Origin of the sequence: Chthonomonas calidirosea T49, assembly GCF_000427095.1 — a bacterium.
GTDB lineage: Bacteria > Armatimonadota > Chthonomonadetes > Chthonomonadales > Chthonomonadaceae > Chthonomonas > Chthonomonas calidirosea.
Genome location: NC_021487.1, coordinates 2825708 through 2844967, shown reverse-complemented (window position 1 = coordinate 2844967; position 19260 = coordinate 2825708). Strand labels below are relative to the sequence as shown.

The window sequence follows — 19260 nt, the reverse complement described above, 5'->3', positions numbered from 1 at the left end:
ATTCTTAAGGACCTGTGTCTCCCAGCGTTTCCCTCTGGAAGCGTTGGGCACTGCGTCTTCGGCCTGCCTACATGGCTGCAGGCTCCTTCCAGACGCCCGCATAATATACACCAGCCCTTGCGTGTTTGTCAAGGGAAGAATGCAGAATTTTTCGACCCCACGTCCCCAGACAGCGGAGATGATGCTCGATCGGCCTAAAGGGTTATGCTATAAGGCCTGGAAATCGTGTAGAAGGTGACCTGCCGCTTCGATTCCGGCGCTTTCCCCTTTTTATCGTGAGGGAGTTGTCGAAGCAGCGGCCTTGTCGTGACGCTTTGGACGAGCCCCTTGCCGACACTAGACCGAATTGGGACGAGGTATTGGAAGGTAAAAAGCTATAGGCAGGCGGTTCTAGTACAAATTAGCAAAACAAGGCCGGCTCTGGGGAAAGCTGCATTTTCTAGCAAAACTCAAGCCAGAGAGGGTTCTAAGCAAACTTTCGTCTTAGGGTAGAGCCGCCGGCGAGTAGAGATCGCCAGAGGCTATATCTATCCGCCGAAAAAACTGCCACCAAGTTCTGGCAGCGATTGAGTCAAGCCGCCTGTCTTTGCTGCTTACCGATCGGAGTAGACCTGAACGATAGGGCCCTGTGCGCTTGGCTTGGCAAGCTCTTTCTCGATCTGGAGGAGATTTCCTGAGACCTGCTTCGCATTGGCATCCGTAATATTGATTGCCCAGCGTATCGCCCCAATTAGCGCAGCGATCAAGGCGATCACCAACAAAATGCGCACGGTAACGCGTTGTGGATGGGGGGTCTCCTCCCACTCGTCTTCTTCCATGGTAACTCTCCTCCATGCCCTCTTGCCCTTCACCTCAGGAAGAGCTACAATACCCCCTTTGTGGAGGGCACACCTTTCACACGTGGATCGATACTACAGGCTTGGGCAAGTGCCCGCCCAAACGCCTTGAAGGTCGCCTCGATAATGTGGTGAGTGTTGCTTCCTGCTATCTGGCGCAGATGGATTGTCCAGCCCGCATGAAGCGCCACCGCACGGAAGAACTCCGGTACCATCTCCGTGGTGAAATCGCCCAAACGTGGCGTGGTAAGCTGTAGTTCCCAGCTTAGGTAGCCCCTTCCACTGATATCAAGGGCACATAGCACGAGCGCCTCATCCATAGGCACAATGGCGTGTCCCATGCGAACAATGCCGCTTCGATCGCCCAAAGCCTGAGCTAGTGCTTGGCCCAACACGATGCCCGTATCCTCCACCGTGTGGTGGTCGTCAATATGCAGGTCACCATGGGCCTGCACGGTAAGGTTCATTAGGCTATGTCGAGCGATATGGGCCAGCATATGGTCGAAAAAGCCTACACCTGTGGTTCCCTCGAAGCGCCCCTCAGCGTCGAGAGCGACCTCAATATGTATATCGGTTTCTGCGGTTTTACGATGTAGGGTGGCCTTACGGGGTGCGCTCATAGGGTCTTCTCCTGTCGTGCTTCAGCAGCTCGCGCGTGGGCTTCAAAACCTTCAGCGCGCGCCAGCAGTGCGAGGGAAGGAATAAGAGGGTTTAGCGTTTCGGGTGCCGCGTAGATCACACTGGTTCGCTTGAGAAAGGTCTCCACATGAAGGGGAGAGGCATAGCGCGCTGTACCACTTGTAGGCAGCGTATGGCTGGGGCCGGCCATATAATCCCCCAGCGTCTGGGGCGTGTAGTCTCCCAAAAGCACCGCTCCCGCATTTTTTACCGAGCCAAGCAACGCCAAGGGCTCGCGCACCATGAGCGCGAGATGCTCTGGGGCGCAAACGTTGGCCAACGCGAGAGCCTGCTCCATCGTCTCAGTCACCATCAAGAGACTGTTACGCTCTAAAGCCTGCCGAAGAATGGCGTGACGTGGAAGGTGTTCCAGCTGCCGCTCTATTTCGGAAGCCACGGCAGCAGCTAGCGCAGCAGAAGGCGTTATGAGATAACCAGCGCAGGCCGGATCGTGCTCCAATTGGGTAAGAATATCCAAGGCGACAAAAACGGCATTGGCTCCTTCATCGGCCACGATGCACACCTCGCTAGGGCCGGCTAACATGTCTATATCTACTATCCCCCAAAGCAGCTTCTTGGCGGTGTTAACCCATACATTCCCCGGCCCTACAATCTTATCTACCGATGGCACGGTTTGAGTGCCAAGAGCCATCGCCGCCACGGCTTGCGCCCCCCCCACAGCAAAAACTCTATCCACTTCTGCCAAAGCGGCCGCTGCAAGGACGAGAGGAGAGACGCTACCCTCTTTCTGAGCCGGTGAACAGAGAACGAGCTCCTTCACCCCAGCCACCCGCGCAGGTAAGGCGGTCATGAGAACGGTGGATGGATAGGCCGCCGTCCCTCCTGGCACATAGATACCCACCCGCTCCAATGGCCGTATGAGTTGACCGGTAACCCAACCTGGGCGCGCGTCCATCCAGCTTGTTCGTTTCTGATGCTCGTGAAAAGCGGTGATACGGCTTGCCGCCTGCTCCAACACTGCCCGGAGCGCTGGTGGCAGCGTGTGAAGCGCCTGTTGCATCGCCTCACCAGATACCTCAAGTGACGTCAATTGAGGAGAATCGAAACGCCGCCCTAACTCCACAAGAGCGGTGTCGCCCTCCGTGCGTACCCGCTCCACGATTTCGCGCACTACTCGCTCGACCTCGGGGTTGTCCTGCAGAGTCGTGCGTCGGACGGCGGCACAGGCCTGTTCAAAACCGATCTCAGCTACGTTTACAATGCGCACAATAGGTATTAGCTTCCTTCCCATGCGAATAACAAAGTATACCTGCCCTAAAAAGAGGAAGGGAAGTTTGTGCTCTTCACACAGCGAAAGAGAGCGATTGACCGTCGGTTCGATAGATAGGGGCTTTGATGAGGGGAGCTACGGAGAAATAATAAGAGGGTTGAAGGCTGTAGCCGTATATCTCAAATTTTATGGATACGGATAAGGGGTAAAAAACGTCTATTAAAGTAGGGTATTGTGTAAATAGGGAAAATGTTCCCTTAGGTGAAAGGTTGCACCAAAATGAGCGATTCGGAAGATGGAGTCCGCTGTTGGACTAAAGGAAGTCGTCTGCTTCTCCTTGGCCTTGTGATTTTTGCGGCGAGTTTACTGTGGGGCCGGCCCAGCTATGCTCAAACGTCTAGCACCTCAGCAAAACCCAGCCCAACGTCCGAGAGCGGTTCTATTGTCTACACCCCCGATACCGATCCCGAGGTAAAACTGGGCAAAGAGGCCGCGCAAGAGGACATGAAGCATCTCAAGCTCATTACCTCAGGCCCGGAGTATGAGCGCCTACAAAAGATAGGTCAAGAGTTGGCGGACGTCGCCGATCGCTATCCCATTCCCGCTCTTTGGGGTTACCCGAACTTTAAGCCTTTCAAGTTCTCCTTCTATCTGGTAGACGATAAAGACGTAAACGCTTACTCCTATCCTGGCGGCTTTGTTTTCGTGGATAAAGGCCTTATGGATTTCGTTCATTCCGACGATGAGCTGGCCGCCGTGCTCGCCCACGAAATGGGACACGTTATGCATCATCACATTCTCAAGCTGCTACACGAACAGGGCAAACTTCAAAACATCCTTACGCCGCTTCAGCTGGCCGCCATCGGAATGATCATTGCTGGACATTTTGGCGATAACAGTACTGCTGGGGCCGGTTTTTTCCTGGCCAACGGCTCGCAGCTGTATCAAATTGCGCGTATAAACGGCTATTCTGTGCACGCGGAAGAGGACGCTGACCACTACTCCATTCTGCTCCTTACCCACACGCACTTTGACCCCGCCGCCATGTACACCTTCATGAGTCGCCTGGCCAACACAGAAACCCCGCAGGAGCTAGGCATCCTGCGTGATCACCCTCCCACTCCGCAACGTGTAGAGGCGGCCAAAAACCTGTTAGCAAGCCTCCACATTCCCCTCAGCATCACCACAGCCGACCCGACTTGGCGCGCCAATGTTACCGACGTTAAGAAGGGCAGCGGCGATTTGGCACAAATTAGTGTGAAGGGCATTGTGGTCTGCAGCGTTGTTGGGCTCGATGGGGAATCGGCACATGAGAGAGCTGTTGCCCTCGCCGCCAAGCTCGATCAGTTGCTGGACAGTGGTCTACAGGCCTATGAAATCCACTACGCCCCAAACGGCGAGGGAATTATGCTGCGCAACACGCTCTTTCTGACGAATGCCGATGCGCAAGCGCAAGGAACTTCGCTGGAACAACTTAAGCAGTCGCTCGGCAACGCGATCATCCAGATCCTCCAGATGCGGCAGATCGAGTTTTCTAATTAAGCGCCTAGTCGCGTGCAACGGCAAGCACCCATATCCGTGCCGCTCCAGCCTGCTTCAACAGTTTGGCGATCTCGCCTAAAGTAGACCCTGTGGTGATGACGTCATCCACCAAGACCACGGAAAGCCCTCTAAACCGCTCTGGCTCGGTTACCTCAAAAGCACCAACAACGTTCTCGCGTCGCGCAGCCGCTCCCAACCTGGTTTGAGGGCCTGCAAAGCGTACGCGCCTCAGGCCCCGAGTCTCCAATCGCCAACCCTTTTCTTTAGCAAAATAGAAGGCGATTCGCTCCGACTGGTTGTACCCTCGTTGGCGCAAACGCTTTGGATGTAGGGGAACCGGAACAACGATATCGAAGGCGAGATTGCCGATCTGCAGGGCGTCTTCAGGAATAGCTCCCACATGGAAGGCGTTTGCCAACAGATGAGCCAAAGGGGCCGCCAAAGAGGTGCTCCCCCCGTACTTCAGTCGGTGGATCGCCTCTCGAAGGCCTCCGCTGTAACGCCCGAACGCAAACGACCAATCCCATGCCGGCACTTCACCGGCAGCACACTGCAGACACCAGCTCGAGGCCTTAAGCGTGGGTGCCCCGCAACGAACACAAAACGGAGGTTGCAGAGTTTCAAATGAGGCGATGCAGGCGGTGCACAACGCCCCTTCGGGCAGCAGTGTGCCACATAGCAGACACTTCGGCGGATAGACAAGGTCTAGTAAACCGTGAAAGCAGAGCGCGGCAAACGCCTTAACGTCCACTTTCATGGCAGGGCAGGGGTTCCAACAGCACGAAGACCATCTCGATGCAGCCGGGAATGTGGTGTAGGGGTATCAGCTGAAGGCGGCGTGCCGTGTACTCTTTAACAACTTTGATAGGCCCTTCGATGCACCGCGGCACCTCCAGCCGCGCCAACAGCGGGGCACCGGCCTGAAATAGCCCTTCCGCCTCAAGGTGCTGCAGAACCTGTGGGTGCAACAGATCGGCACACGTGCATTCCAGTGCATTTTGCGGGGCCAAGTCGGTTATCAGGGCCAATGCCTGGTTCCAGCGCACGATCTTTGCCGATCTATCGAAGGCAAAGCAGGGCAGAGATAGGCGTTCCACCATCCAATCCAGCGTTTCACGTGCACTACCGGCCATACGCCGTGCGTGTTCTACATCGGCCTGCAACACGGCCTGTGATATCCCCTTCTTTGGGGTACGTTTGGGTAGGTTTCCCTCGTTTGCAACGACTACGGCCACGGACGCAACGTCGGCGGCTGTCTTTCGGCTTGCAGGCGAGGTCGTGCTATGATCCGAGGTTTTCAAGCTTCTCTTCTCCGGACGAGCAAACTAGGCATCCATTGTTAGTTTTTGGTAAATAAAGATGCGTTCCTCAGGCTTAGTTCCCGCCAAGCCCTCCGCCATTGGCGCCTTGCAGGCTGTGAATGAGGGAGGGCAGACTGGAGAGCATCGAAGTAAGCGATTGAAGGCCAACAAAAAGCAGCAGGAGATGAAACACCATAGCAACACAGCTCCACAGGACACAGAACCTTCCGATCTGCTGGCGCTGACGGTTGTCGCTCATCATCATAAACGCCCATCCGATAGGTAGCCCCACATAGGGCAGCGTAATGGCCAGCCACAGCGCCGCCCGTTTGGCCATTCCTTCATCGCCAGCTAAAACGGTTGGAGGGACGTAGGCGCGCCCAGCCTCCGACGTGCCCGCGCGCGGGGGTGGATTCCCCACGATGGGAGCGGTCCCCGAAAGCGGCGATTGGCACTTCCAACAAAAGGAAGCCGTATCGAAGTTGTTTGCACCGCAACGCGGGCACACAATGCGTCCTGAGCTCGCTGCCATGATAGCTTTCCTTTCACCATTGCCTATATACGATCCCCTACATTCTACCCATGGCTTTGATACGGTTTAAAGAGGGCTTTTCGGCACAGAGTTGGCCGTCGCCCTTGCGGAAAAGGCGCATAAAACCCTTTCTGTTAGGGACGGTGTTAGAGGCACATCTTTGTTATCGTGCAGCTAGGCAGACAGCGACCATCTCTCTGAGGTTAACGTTACTTAGTGTGAGGCGGAAGCCTTTAGACGTTCCACCCACGAGGCATGAATCTCTTCGAAGATGTCAGAGAGACTTTTGGAGATGTTCCATTCAGGGTAGTGCGCTCGCATTTTGGAGAGGTTGCTGATGTAACAGATATGGTCGCCTTCACGATTTTTGTCTACATATTCGTACACCATCTTCTTACCGGACACGGCCTCAGCCATCTGGAAGGCTTCAAGGATAGAGCAGCTATTTCCTCTGCCTCCACCAAGGTTATAGACCTCTCCACACCGGGGGTTGCGAATAAACGCGTGGATGAAGCGGGCCACATCGTAGGAGTGGATGTTGTCGCGCACCTGTTTGCCCTTATAGCCGTAAATGGTGTATTTACGCCCTTCCAAATTGCATTTAATGAGATAGCTCAAAAAGCCGTGCAGCTCTACGCCGGAGTGGTTGGGCCCGGTGAGACAACCGCCGCGCAGACAACAGGTGCCCATGCCGAAATAGCGGCCGTACTCCTGCACCATAATGTCGGCAGCCACCTTAGAGGCGCCGAAAAGGGAGTGCTTGCTCTGGTCAATACGCATCTGTTCCGTAATGCCATCGTAATCTTCGGGGCGGGCGTAGTCCCATCGGGTATTCAACTCCTTGAGGGGAAGTTCGTTGGGCGCATCGCCATAGACTTTGTTGGTAGACATATGCACGAAGGGCGATTCGGGGCAGAAGCGTCGCGCGGCCTCTAGTAGGTTCATGGTGCCCACCGCGTTCGTATCGAAATCCTCAAAGGGCATGCGCGCAGCAAGATCGTGCGAGGGTTGAGCGGCCGTATGTACAATGGCATCAGGGCGCAAAGTTTCTAGGAGTCGGAGAACAGCGGGTCTATCGCGCACATCTAGCTCATGGTGGACAAAGTTAGGTAGCTCCCTTTGAAGCCGTTGCTGATTCCAACGCGTATCGCCCTGCGGCCCGAAAAAGAAGGCCCGCGCATTGTTGTCGGCTCCATGCACCTCCCAGCCTTCGTGGGCGAAGTAGGTGCACACCTCCGAGCCGATCAGGCCAGACGAACCGGTCACCAGAATCTTCTTCATTTCCTCTCCCTCAAGTTGGTATAGTCTATCGTACCTTACTCTCCCCCTTCCAACCTAGGGGATGAGAGTCTACAAACTTTTCGGTGTGCGTGAGCTCCCCTCATGTCCTTACATGGCATTGAGACTGGCAAAGCGTCTTACCATCCGAAGAGCCGGAGCGCACGCTGAAGGAGGCGTATCTTCCGCTCATACTGCCTCCCCTGCGTGGCCGCCAGCCAACGATGCACCTTTTTCTCAAAAGTGCTTCTCGGGTCGGCCAGCAGGCCTGGCGGCACGTTGAGCCCCATCCGCCTTGCTTTCTCCTCCCAATCTACATCCCACAAGGCTATTTTGCGGAATTTACGGGTACCGTGCTTCAGCAACATCGCCACGATCTCTTCATCCCACCAGTAGTAAGGCGCTTTCGATTCCTCCTGCAGCGCCCTCCAATCAATGCCATGCTGTTCATAGCCCTCCAGCCAGTCTCTTTGTACCGGATGCATCTCTTGTGGAGGTCGCGCATCCATATGATGGTACTGTCGGTAGAGCGTAATAGGACGCTTCGAAGGGAAGTTGAGGCGCTCCCAAGCCTGATACCACCGCTGTTTGCTTTTCATTCTCTCCCAGTTAACATATTGAAAATGGAGAAGTTTAATCTCTTTCCACACAATCCGATGGCCGCTCTGCGGCTGTGGTACCAGCGGGCCATGTATCTTTTCACCACTATGTTCGACACCATTGTCCATGAAGCCACGTGGAATGGGGTGGGGCGGGATCCAACACTGTTCAAACCCCGGATAGATGTTCACCCAATCCATGTAGATCACCGTGCCTTCGGGAGCACTCCACGCCTTTCTCCACTCTTCGCTTTCTGCCCAGTTAGCGGTGAGGGCCTCGTCTGCATCCAACGCGAAAAGTAAGCGCCTACCGGGGATCTTTCGCGCCTCGTTCCAAAGAAGGCGTTGGCGTACGCCTTCGTCCCACTCTGGAGAGCTGTTATCTACCAACGTCACCTTCGGAAAGCGCGAGGCGATCTCGCGGGACCCATCGTTTGAGCACTGATCGGCAATCACAATATGGTCGGCCCACAAGCTAGTACTTGCTAAAATTCGTTCTAGAATCCATGCCTCGTTTCGTACAGGGGTGAGGCAGATAATCGTCGGCTTCTGAGAATCGGCAGTCATAGGAGTAGATGTCCTTTCACAGATGTTTCTCGCGCTGGTGACCTGTTCGCAACCCCACTCACAAGTCGAGCGCCGTGGCTGTTAGTGTGAATCAAGCATACCGCGCGCCGCTCGGTCAAGATCGGCGCGCACCATACTTTCCACAAGCCCCTCAAAGCTCACCTCTCGATGCCAGCCCAGCTTCGTCTCGGCCTTCTTTGGGCAGCCTAGCAACAGGTCTACCTCGGCCGGGCGGTAGAGTTTGGGGTTCACCCGCACGATCTCCTTGCCGGTTTTTCGATCGATGCCGCGTGTGTTCTCCGCCACGCCCTCCCACACGATATCGAATCCCGCGTAGCGCGCCGCGACCTCCACAAACTCGCGCACCGTGCGAGTCTCGCCGGTCGCCAGCACATAGTCATCGGCTTGTGGCTGCTGCAGCATCAGGTACATGCCGCGAACGTAGTCGCCAGCGAACCCCCAGTCTCGCTTTGCATCGAGGTTGCCAAGCTCCAACACATCGAGCTGCCCGTGTCGAATGCGTGCTAGGGAGGAGGTGATTTTGCGGGTGACGAACTCCTGTCCACGCAGGGGCGACTCGTGATTAAATAGGATGCCGGAAGTTGCGTGCATGCCGTAGGATTCCCGATAGTTCACTGTTATCCAGTGAGCGTAGAGTTTGGCCACCCCATAGGGACTTCTTGGGTGAAATGGCGTCTCCTCCGTCTGCGGCACCTCGCGAACCTTGCCAAACATTTCGGAGGTGGAGGCCTGATAGAAATGCGCCTCCGGTCGAACCTGTCGCAGGGCTTCTAACAGCCGCGTAGTGCCCAAAGCGTCCACATCTGCTGTGTAGATGGGCTGGTCAAATGAGGCCGTTACAAAACTTTGGGCGGCCAGATTATAGACCTCATCCGGTTGAACCTGATCAAGACAACGTAGGATGTTAGAATACTCCAGCAGCTCCAGAGACACCAGTTTAACCGCGTTGGCGATGCCCAGTTCCGCTAAGCGCCAAAGATTGATCGAGGCGCTACGCCGATAGGCTCCGTAGACTTCGTAGCCGTGGTCTAACAGCAGTTTCGCCAAATAGGCGCCATCCTGCCCTGTAATGCCTGTAATTAAGGCGCGTTTCGTCATCTTCTCGTCCTCTTTCTCACTGCATAGGTTATCTTAGCGGCTATCCTCTTACATTGCCGTAGGGCCGTAGGTTGTATCGAACCAAACGATAGTCTCGCGCAAGCCCTCTTCCAGCGTATACTGCGGTTGGTAGCCCAGGGCCTTGAGTCGCGTAATGGAAACTTCCCAGCGCTGTGCATCGCCCACCCAGCTTTTGCCGGTGTATTCGATGCGGGTTTTGCCGCTGAGGCCACGTGCCGCGATGATCGCGTTCGCCAAATCCGTTACCGAGCAGTTTTTCCCCGATGAAACATTATAAGCCTCGCCACAGTCCCCCTTTAGAGCAAGGGCTAGCAGCCCCTGCACCGTATCAGCAACGTAGGTAAAATCGCGGATCTGTTGGCCCGTTCCCAGCACCTCCAGACGATAAGGGTCGCGCTGCAACTTCTTTAGAAAATCGAGCACCACAAAGCGTGCCATGCGCGGACCGTAGGCATTAAAAAGTCTGGCGATAACAACCGGCACCTGATAGACGCGATGCATCATCTGGGCGGTGATCTCGGTGTTCAGCTTGCTAGCGCCGTAAGGAGAGATAGGGCGAAGGGGAGATTCCTCCGTAATTGGGAACGCCTCCGGCTCCCCATAGACGGCACCGGAGGAGGCCACCACCACCTTGCGGCAGGCCATCTGCCCCCTTAAGGCGTTTAGCACTCGAAATGTGCCCACACAGTTAGCCTCAAAATCGTAGACAGGGTCTTGCACGGAGCCTGGGACGGAGGCATTTGCTGCCAAATGAAACACATAATTCGGCTGAACTTTTTCGACGAGGGCGCCCATAGCATCCGCGTCACGCACATCGCATTCGGCAAAAACCACGCGATCGCTTACCGCCCGCAGATTCGCCCAGCTTCCCGCCTGAAGGTTATCCACCGCCGTCACTTTGGCGCCCAGGGTCACCAGGTGTTCAACCAGATGCGACCCGATAAAACCAGCAGCGCCGGTAACGACGATCGCGGTGTTGCGAAAACTCTCTTCGTAAGCGTTAAGGCTCATAGGGCCACAGTTTCTCGACTTTCTAAAAGGCTGGAATAGAGGGTTAGTAGAGCTTGCGTAACAGCCGCCACAGAGTACTTCTGGCATACTAGCTGGCGCCCATTCTCACCAAAGCGGGTGCGCAACTCTGGGTTGGCTAATAGTTTGATAATAGCTTCGGCAACTTCTGGTGGTTTTTGGGAGACATTAAGACCTGCACAATTACCTTCCACTAGCTCCGGCAGACCGTGCGCCATGCCGCCAACCACCGGCTTTCCGTAGCTCCAGGCCTCAAGGTAAACCGTCGGCAGAATTTCGCTGAGCGAGGGCATACAGAAGATATCACAGGCGGCGAGGGCATCCGCTTTTTCTTGAAAGCTTACTTTTCCGAGAAAAACGATACGAGGGTCGGCTGCTTGAAACCAATCCACCGTGCCCGGCCCAATAAACACAAAACGCGCTTCTGGAAACCGCTCCCACACCAGCGGAGCCGCATCAAACACCGCTTTCGCCCCTTTCTGAGGCATCATCCGCCCTACATAGAGCACAATGGGAACCCCCTCTAACCCGTGTCGCTTGCGGAACTCCTCTGGGTCGGCGCGCTCCGGTAGCTCTGGGGAGACCCCGATCACATGGGTCTTCTCCTTTGGCACCCCGATGGAAACGAGGTAGTCGCGGTCGGTCTCCACAAGGCCGATCACGGCATCCGCTTTTTGGTAGTAGGCGATATCCTCCGGGCCATCGCCCCACTGATGTGGATGGCAGAAGGGGGTGCATACAAAGGGAACGCCCGCACGTTTGGCCGCCTCTTGCGCTGTCCAGCCCAAATAGCCGCCCGCGAGAGAGTGGACGACATCCACCCCCTGCACGAGCGCTCGCAGTTTAGGTAGATAGACATTGCGATACCAAGGATAGCCAAAACGATTGAGGGAATGATAGGCCAGGCTACATAGTTTGGGAACGCATCGGAGCGCGATCGGCAACATGCGCACCCTGTCAAACAGCTTGGGTGTCAGCGAGTGCACAAAAACAGGGCCGTCTTGGTAGCTAGGGTAGGAAGGGACCAGTAGGCTCGTGCCGAGGACGGCAAGGCGCGTGGGAAGTTTTTTTTGAAGAAAGTTGCCCGCTGCTATGTCCACGTGGTGCTTTTTGCTCATCTCATGAGCGATTTGGCGGGCATGCGTCTCCACCCCACCAATAAACGGATGATAGTTTTGCGCTACAAGCAGGATTCGCATGGGCATCCTAAAAACTTTTCTTTACAGGTTTTTTCCTACCGTTATTATTATGGACTATCGAGCGCATTTTCCGTTCAAGGCTCTCTCCTTTTACCGACGAGTTTTGCAGAACGGAGAGTTCGCCCGGTTAGTTATCGGTTAAAGCAAAAATAAACTAGAGAACAACTTCCTCTCAGCGCAGACGATTCCGAGCGATCATTTGTACCCTCTTCCTTTGCTAGAGGAACATCGAATCGTTGGGAAAACGCAAGGAGTATAAATTGACTGCGTGCAGGTTGCAGATGCTGTTAACGCGGTCGGGTCATTAAGCCCTTTACATATCGCTTCATAGCTCCGCCCCAAAAGCGCGCCGTATGAAGAACTTGTCCTTTTTTCAAATGGCGCCAACCCGCCTGAAAACCTTGATAGGGCAACAGTCGCGTTTCACGAAACCAAAAGGCCTCTTTCACCATTCGCTCTTGTTCCGGTGATAAGCCCTCCATACTTCGCCATTTATGAAGTAACTTCTGCTCCTGCTGCCCATACCGCTCGAGATATTTGATGGACGTAGATTGATCTTCATGGGAGCGATAGCGAACAACCCGAATTGGAAGATAGTGTACGGGTGCTCGAAGCGCCATCTGGAAGAAGAGATCGGCATCTTCAAACACATGCCCAAAAGTCTCATCAAATCCTGGAGTTTGTTGAAAAACAGCGCGACGTAACATAGTAGTCGATGGTAGGATAATGTTCAGACAGAAAAAGGAACAAAAAGGAGTATGTAGTTCTGTTTCCGCTAGAGGCCGCACCCAAAATCGTGTGGGCTGATAACGTTTCACGACGGTATTCTGGGTATCTTCTAGCGGCTGGCCCTCGGCATCTATGCGCCGAAGCCGGCAGAACACCATACCCACCTCCGGATATTGGTCAAGATGGGCGCTTAGGGTTGCCAGCATTTCTGGTTCCATTATGTCGTCGGCATCAAAGAAGACAATGTAGTCGCTCTCTGGCGAGGACTCGCAAAACCCCCTGTTCCGTGCCTTAGACACTCCCCCATTAGGCTGCTGAACAAGCTTCAAGCGCGGTTCAAGAGGCAAGTAGCGCTTTACAACCTCTGTAGAGCCATCCGTACTGCCATCATCTACAACAATATGTTCCCAATCCTGTAGGGTCTGGGCGCGCACGCTTTCGATTGTGGCTCCAATAAACCGCTCCGCATTGTACATCGGGGTGATTACGGATACCTTGGGCATGCCCTCTCCTCATCGTTTCCTATACAGATAGCCTCTCCTCTTCCAGAGTAACCACACGGGTATTCCAATCGAAATCAGCTAAAACCGTGCCATATTTCAAGGCCTCCTCGGGAGCTGCACCTGAGTAAGGCAACTGCGGTGACACTACAAACGAACAGGCATCTGCAAAGTAGTCTATGACCTCATGCCCTCCGGGAGGATGAATCTGGATATCTATACGGTAAGTGCCCGGCTTGAACCAAGGGGACCGAATGCGCAAAGAGCCCTCGATGGCGTCCCCCTCCGGAAACCGATGTTTGACCCACATATCATCCAACAAACAGACGGAGGCGCCTAGCTCATTGAAGACCTGGGCACACAAGGCCCCATAAATAGGGCGTTCCTTTCTTCTTTCAATGCGAAAGAGGATGACCTTCTCTTCCTCAGGAGCAAATACCTCCTTCACCGGCTTCACCCACACAAAACGATACTCCCCAGAACCAGGCCGGCGTTCTGGTTCGCTTTCCTCCCGGCTCACCTCACTGTACTCCGCTAAATAACGCTCAATCGCTCCCTCCACATCGCCATCATACACAACCTCCCCACTACGTAAACAGACCCCACGCGTGCATAAACGCGACACCGCCTGCATGTTGTGGCTCACAAACAACACCGTGCGTCCCCCGCTCGCCACATCCTTCATCTTCCCCAAACACTTCTGCTGAAACTCCGCATCCCCTACCGCCAATACCTCGTCCACTATCATTATCTCCGTCCGCAAATGCGCCGCCACCGCGAACGCCAAACGCACATACATCCCACTCGAATAACGCTTCACCGGAGTGTCCAAAAACTTCTCTACCCCCGCAAACTCCACGATCGCATCAAACTGACGGCGTATCTCCGAACGACTCATCCCCAAAATCGCACCGTTCAAATAGATGTTCTCCCGACCCGTTAACTCCCCATGGAAACCTGTCCCTACCTCCAATAAACTGCCCACACGGCCGTATAAGTCCACCCGTCCCCGCGTCGGCGTCGTGATGCGGCTTAATACCTTTAACAACGTGGATTTGCCGGCCCCGTTCTTGCCGATAATGCCCACCACCTCCCCTTGCTGAATTTCGAGGTTAACGTCTTTTAAAGCCCAAAAGGTCTCGGTGGAACGGTTGAAATGACGTAGCTTGTGCGCAAGAGCGGAGACAAGGGTCAGATGGGTCTCCCGATTATGAGCAATCCGATAGGCTTTACTCAAACCTTGAACCGCTAGGGCAATATTCGCGGACGGCATACACCAACAGCTCCTTCTTTCTCTTGAACGCTCGTAAACCCTTACAGTGTCGGCGCTCTTACCAAAATCTAAACCCCTATTTTCTCTTCATCAGAACACTTCCATTATACTCGATGGAGCTGAGGAACGATTTGGTTCGTATAAAAGCCCTTTACGATCCCGCTGCAACGCTCCACCACGTATTCCGTCCGTCGCTAACAAACCAAGCCTCCACATAGGCCGTACTGCCAATGGGGTTCAGCTGATAGTTGTAGCTAGTACGTGTGTCAATTGCATCTGAACCCTGAGGGGCCACATAAAAGGTGACAGGGCTTAGCGCGCCCCCTGTTCCATTCTTCACACAAAGCAGACGATTAGGATAGTTGGCCGCAAGAGGGAGCGTCAGCCCTCCCGTGCCCCCTATTACCACGACGATCTGCTCTGTGCTGCCTATGGTGTAGGGAAGAGACACCTTCGTCACTATCCCCGTGGTCCAACCGCCTCCACCGGCCGCTATCGTTATCTGCGACCCGCTTTGGCTTAGCGTTACGCCAGAGCCCGCCGCTAGCACCACATCGCCCGTAAGTCCTGCGTTCCCACTTACGGCTAGGCTGTGCACCCCTTGGTGCACATGGTCTTCCCTAGCGTAGTTCGTGCTGGTTCCCACACCGCCGATCGCCCCTACAGGCTGCACCGTGCTGGCCGGAGAGCCTCCGCCAGAGAGATTTGCCCACGTTGGGGTTCCGTTCACCACCTCCAAAACCTGCCCGTTGCTGCCCACAGGCAAACGCTGCGGGGTTCCACCAATGCCGCCCACCATCAAATCCCCTGCGGCCGTCATAGGGTTCGTCATGGCGTTCGGCACCCCTATCGTGATGGTTTGCCCGCTCTCACTCAGCTGGACGTTGCTGCCAGCCGCCAAGTTTACCGCCCCCTGTAAGGGCAATCCTCCAGCCGCCGCAAGGCTTGTTACAGCCCCCACCACCGTTATCGCGCTCTGAGGATTTCCTCCCCCCAGCTGGCTCACGGCTATCACCGCGGAATGCGGGCTGCTGTTGCCGTAGAGCAGGTTTACTTGACTCCCAACGGCCGGTGGGGTGGCCGGATTGAACGAAATTCCCTGCAGATAGACCGGGTTCCCATTCACGTCGGTCGCCCCTACATCCACCGAACAGGTGTGTGCCAACAAATCCACATCCACCACCGTGCCGTTCAGGTAGCGCCTATCTGCCCGTGCCCGATACCCTTGCTGCTCTAGCTGCCGTAGAAACGACATCCTTAGCTCCTTCTGTATGTGGCGAATAGCGAATGGCAAGGAGAGAGGATCAACCGTTTGCTATTCCGCATTCGCCAATCAACCCTTCGCTCTTATTCCTGCTCCCAAACTCTCTAAAACTGCCAGTCCACTATGTTGCTGCCCAACCATTGGCCATTGTACCAACTCCACAATCGCCAATATATCTTTGTTCCGCTCGCTATCCCTCCAGGCACAAATAGACGTTGGTACCACGTCAGCGAACCCGCGACCCATGGCGGAGCAAACTCGTTCTGGCTCGAACCGCGCTGACCCGCAGGCACGTTGATATGACCCACATCGCTCCCTACCGCATGAACCCACGAACGGAAATCGTCTTGGTTGTTCGGTATACTTCCCACGGCGTACGTAAAGAAAAACCCTCTTAATCCTGCCGGCGGACTGCTGAACAAAAACGCAAACTCGTATGTTGTTCCGCTCACACCCCCCTGCGTAGTGGCCACACTTGTCTGCCCCGCAGGGCTCAAATCCGTTACCACCCACCCGCTCTGCTGCATGGGCGCCCCTCCTGCCAACGCCGAGTACACCACGCTAGGCACACTTTCATGCCCGTTGATGTCAAGCGTCGTCACATACGCCCACACCTGCTGCCCACCATTAAAACTCCCAAAGGTGTATGCAGTCGCACCCACCGGCGCCGGCGAGCTCCCGTTCGCCAAAGTAAACGGCCCGCTGGAGCTTGCCGTCGAATAGTACACACGGAAACCCACTACCCCCGGCTGCCCCGTATAGCTCTGCCAGCGGATCGTCAGGGCATAGGGACTAGTGGAGCTGCTATCCAAACTCGTTATCGTCGGCGGTGGCAATGCGGAAGGCACATAGGGCGCATACTCCGCCAAACCCCACCACTCGCCTGGCATAAAGTGCTCCTCTATCGCTTCCAGGCTCCATAGCTCCTGAACCGTCACTCCCGCCTGTGTCTTGGCAGATAACGCAGGGCGCAACGTCGTTCGAAACGCATGGATACTGTGAATCTTTGTGTCGTAATCGGGCGAAATCTCACAATGAAGCCGCCATAAACGCCATGCATAATCCCGTAAAATCGCTGCCCCCATCTTCGTCTGTAAGTCCGGTGTAATTAACAACGGGTCGGTAACAATGAGGCGCCTGTGCCCAAAAGCAGCCACGCTTGCCGGGTCGTACAGCTGCACCGTCACCCCCAACTGTCCGGCGCTCACCTTCCCCGTCGTTATCGAAACCGCATTCCTCAGCTCCTTTCCCGTTCCTGTCCGCACCACATGCCGTACATCCTCATTTCCATCGGGTGCCGAAATCAGTACCCTGTCCGGACGCATCTGACGATAGGGCGGCTCCCGAACCTGTAACACCCCGTTTCCATCCGCTTCAAATATCCAGCCCACCTCATGCCACAGCTCATACTGATAGCCCAGATGGTTGTTGCCCTGCCCCTGCCAAATCGGCATGATCAGACCCGTCAACCCCACTCCGCTCTGCCACCCGATCTGCGAGCCGATCCACGGCCCGTCGTAAGCTCCCATCGCGCCAGGCCAATAACCCGCGCCTGTCAGCAGCGCATATGCGATGTCGGCCACATCCACGTTCCCGAACGGAGCTGTCAGGCGCGTCTCGTTGTTGTCGGCCAATCGTTTCAACACATCGGTGGCCGAAAATGTAAAGTATCCTTCGGCATCATAGGCCATACTATCGCCCAAATAGCCGCAAAAGCGGTTCATGCCCAGCCACTGCCCCGCCATGCCCCCAAAGATGCCCACCTCATCTAGCCCGATCGTCTGGTTCTGATAGGCTACCATTTGCAACTGCACATAACGGGCGTTCTGCTCCACATCGCATATAAACACTTCCGTCACGTTTGGGTCGGTCGCATCGTTAAGGTAGGCCTCATCCCAATCCCCCTTTGGCCCTCCTACGGGCCGCGCTGGCATGCTTACCCAATGTACGTTATCGTTAGAGAAGGCCACCGTCAAGCTGGCCGGCAAGGTGCACCCCGTCAGCCCCCCTGTTCCAAACCGGGCCGCGATGTGATGCACCATCTTCACCGACCCCAAGTCGAAGGTCAACGTTAACACCTGGTTGGCATTCAACGAAAACGTCACCGCATGCTGGTTTGGGTTAGAGGTTGCGTTCCAGGGAGTAAAAACCCCATCGGTCAGATAAGAAAGCTGTCCACTTGCAGGAACTGCCGTCAAGTGCATTGCATACTGCTGGGGACTTGGGGGCGCATTCCAGATCATTGCATTCGCCATCAACCCCAGCGCCAGATCGTTATAGCACCATGTTCCCACCCGAAATAGAATGGGACGAGCTTCGGTTACCAAGGGTTCGAAGCCGTTTATACCCTGATTGTAGATCGAGCTCACATTCGTAGGGGCTAGAAGGCCTTGCGGGTCTAGCAGGGTCGCCTCCAGCGTCGCCGGCTCCCTCAGACGTCGGCGCAGCACGGGGTGGTTACCAGCGGTCATCAGCACCGGGGCAGGGCTAGCGATCCAGCTGCCATCCTTGTAGAACCAAAGCTCAGCGGTTGTCATTCCGAAGCGGCTTTGCCGATGCACCTTCGCCATCCAGGCATTCATCGGCGTCGTCAGGCCTGCAATGGCGGTGGCGCTAAGGGGATAGGGGTCAGAATAGGTTTGTGGATTGGGCATGGTGTAGCGATCTCAACCTCTGTTCTAAGATTTTTCACATCCTATTGGATAGTCCATGCGGCTGGACAGTCATCTTATAATGCGATTGTCTGTCTAGTTGCTTCGGTTTTCAAGCTAGACTACCTATGAGAATCTGCTTAAGATCAAGGGCTTGTCTTTCTATCCTGTTGCCGCAGCTAGTAGAGAGATTAATAGCTCGCTGGAGCTCAGTGAATAGTACAGGTGTCTATTGGCATGACAGATAGTTTCGAAAGGCATGCTATGGTTGGATGGAACAACTTGTCTTATGTTAAGCAACTACAAAGATGAAAGGCGAGCCGGGCGTATATTCGATTGTAGGGGCAGGCCCCCGTGCCTGCCCGTTTTACCCGTGCCTGCCCGTTTTAATTGACCGCTTCTGCTGAATCGCTCCAATAATACACTATATCCAAAGGGGGTATCCATCTGCCATTGTCGAGGCTATGAGAAGAAATTGTCAGCACAGAAGTTTGAACGGAGGTTAGCGGACCTTGTAATTTCGTCGGCAGTGAACTCATCGAGTCGTGGCTCACGAAGAGCGAGCGGTTTCTTTTGAGTGTATCCGTAGAATGGACGTTTCGCTACCACTATGTCCTGTTGGGTCTGGAGGGTCTCAATCGTCGAATCAATGCCCTCAGGCACAGGGACAAACTCCATTTTTCGGTACTCAAATCCCGAAAGAGGCCTACCTAATTTGCGAAGAGCCAGCCGGTCGGCAAAAAAGAGAAGCTTATACCGTTTTACAAGCCCAAAATACGCGTCGGTCTCACTTCTTAGAGTGATGTAGAGAACAAGCTCTTGATTCTTCCGCTCTGTTGTATCCATGTAACCCCCGAACGCCCGGTTGGGATTAGCCTTTAGTTTCTAGCCACTAAAAACTTAAAACTAAA

The 19260-nt window shown here is 54.9% G+C and carries 17 protein-coding genes; 1 reads left to right on the top strand and 16 read right to left on the bottom strand.

The window, feature by feature from the left end:
* Positions 1-593: 593 nt before the first annotated feature.
* The 3 genes from CCALI_RS11990 to hisD are packed head-to-tail and all read right to left on the bottom strand — an operon-like array spanning position 594 to position 2742.
* Entirely contained in the window at positions 594-818 is a 225-nt protein-coding gene (locus CCALI_RS11990) for a hypothetical protein (RefSeq protein WP_016483748.1), read from the bottom strand.
* A gap of 44 nt (positions 819-862) precedes the next feature.
* Positions 863-1456, bottom strand: a complete 594-nt coding sequence (gene hisB / locus CCALI_RS11985) for an imidazoleglycerol-phosphate dehydratase HisB (protein WP_016483747.1) — start codon at positions 1454-1456, stop codon at positions 863-865.
* Positions 1453-2742: a histidinol dehydrogenase gene (gene hisD, locus CCALI_RS11980; RefSeq protein ID WP_155850552.1), complete on the bottom strand. Its 1290-nt coding sequence runs from the start codon at positions 2740-2742 to the stop codon at positions 1453-1455. The genes hisB and hisD overlap by 4 nt, the downstream gene beginning before the upstream one ends.
* A 282-nt stretch (positions 2743-3024) precedes the next feature.
* On the opposite strand from hisD, the gene CCALI_RS11975 reads away from it, so the two are divergent.
* Positions 3025-4287 (top strand): M48 family metalloprotease, encoded by a 1263-nt coding sequence (locus CCALI_RS11975; protein WP_016483745.1) that lies wholly within the window; start codon positions 3025-3027, stop codon positions 4285-4287.
* 4 nt (positions 4288-4291) lie between these two features.
* Here CCALI_RS11975 and CCALI_RS11970 read toward each other — a convergent pair whose 3' ends face one another.
* The 13 genes from CCALI_RS11970 to CCALI_RS11910 all read right to left on the bottom strand — a co-directional run bounded on the left by CCALI_RS11970 (position 4292) and on the right by CCALI_RS11910 (position 19195).
* Complete coding sequence (locus CCALI_RS11970) at positions 4292-5044, bottom strand: ComF family protein (RefSeq protein WP_016483744.1); 753 nt, start codon at positions 5042-5044, stop codon at positions 4292-4294.
* Positions 5028-5588: a hypothetical protein gene (locus CCALI_RS11965; protein WP_016483743.1), complete on the bottom strand. Its 561-nt coding sequence runs from the start codon at positions 5586-5588 to the stop codon at positions 5028-5030. Before CCALI_RS11965 ends, CCALI_RS11970 begins: the two co-directional genes overlap by 17 nt.
* Before the next feature lie 73 nt (positions 5589-5661).
* On the bottom strand, positions 5662-6120 hold the full coding sequence (locus CCALI_RS11960) for a DUF7577 domain-containing protein (protein ID WP_016483742.1): 459 nt from the start codon (positions 6118-6120) through the stop codon (positions 5662-5664).
* Positions 6121-6333: 213 nt separating this feature from the next.
* Positions 6334-7401 (bottom strand): NAD-dependent epimerase/dehydratase family protein, encoded by a 1068-nt coding sequence (locus CCALI_RS11955; protein ID WP_016483741.1) that lies wholly within the window; start codon positions 7399-7401, stop codon positions 6334-6336.
* A 137-nt stretch (positions 7402-7538) separates the two neighbouring features.
* Positions 7539-8564, bottom strand: a complete 1026-nt coding sequence (locus CCALI_RS11950; protein ID WP_016483740.1) for a glycosyltransferase family 2 protein — start codon at positions 8562-8564, stop codon at positions 7539-7541.
* A gap of 81 nt (positions 8565-8645) precedes the next feature.
* Positions 8646-9683 carry a GDP-mannose 4,6-dehydratase gene (gmd, locus tag CCALI_RS11945; protein WP_016483739.1) on the bottom strand — a complete coding sequence of 346 codons (1038 nt, stop codon included), beginning with the start codon at positions 9681-9683 and terminating at the stop codon, positions 8646-8648.
* Between the two features lie 48 nt (positions 9684-9731).
* Positions 9732-10715, bottom strand: coding sequence for an SDR family NAD(P)-dependent oxidoreductase (locus tag CCALI_RS11940; protein ID WP_016483738.1), 984 nt, complete (start codon positions 10713-10715; stop codon positions 9732-9734).
* Positions 10712-11938, bottom strand: a complete 1227-nt coding sequence (locus tag CCALI_RS11935) for a glycosyltransferase family 4 protein (protein WP_197409316.1) — start codon at positions 11936-11938, stop codon at positions 10712-10714. The genes CCALI_RS11940 and CCALI_RS11935 overlap by 4 nt, the downstream gene beginning before the upstream one ends.
* A 281-nt stretch (positions 11939-12219) precedes the next feature.
* The gene (locus tag CCALI_RS11930) at positions 12220-13164 is read right to left on the bottom strand and encodes a glycosyltransferase family 2 protein (RefSeq protein WP_016483736.1); all 945 of its coding nucleotides are present in this window, start codon (positions 13162-13164) and stop codon (positions 12220-12222) included.
* Positions 13165-13183: 19 nt separating this feature from the next.
* Positions 13184-14434 (bottom strand): ABC transporter ATP-binding protein, encoded by a 1251-nt coding sequence (locus tag CCALI_RS15825; protein ID WP_016483735.1) that lies wholly within the window; start codon positions 14432-14434, stop codon positions 13184-13186.
* A gap of 151 nt (positions 14435-14585) precedes the next feature.
* Positions 14586-15689 (bottom strand): hypothetical protein, encoded by a 1104-nt coding sequence (locus CCALI_RS11920; RefSeq protein ID WP_016483734.1) that lies wholly within the window; start codon positions 15687-15689, stop codon positions 14586-14588.
* Between the two features lie 113 nt (positions 15690-15802).
* Entirely contained in the window at positions 15803-18352 is a 2550-nt protein-coding gene (locus CCALI_RS11915) for a discoidin domain-containing protein (RefSeq protein WP_016483733.1), read from the bottom strand.
* A 459-nt stretch (positions 18353-18811) separates the two neighbouring features.
* Positions 18812-19195, bottom strand: coding sequence for a type II toxin-antitoxin system antitoxin SocA domain-containing protein (locus CCALI_RS11910; protein ID WP_016483732.1), 384 nt, complete (start codon positions 19193-19195; stop codon positions 18812-18814).
* Positions 19196-19260 lie beyond the last annotated feature (65 nt).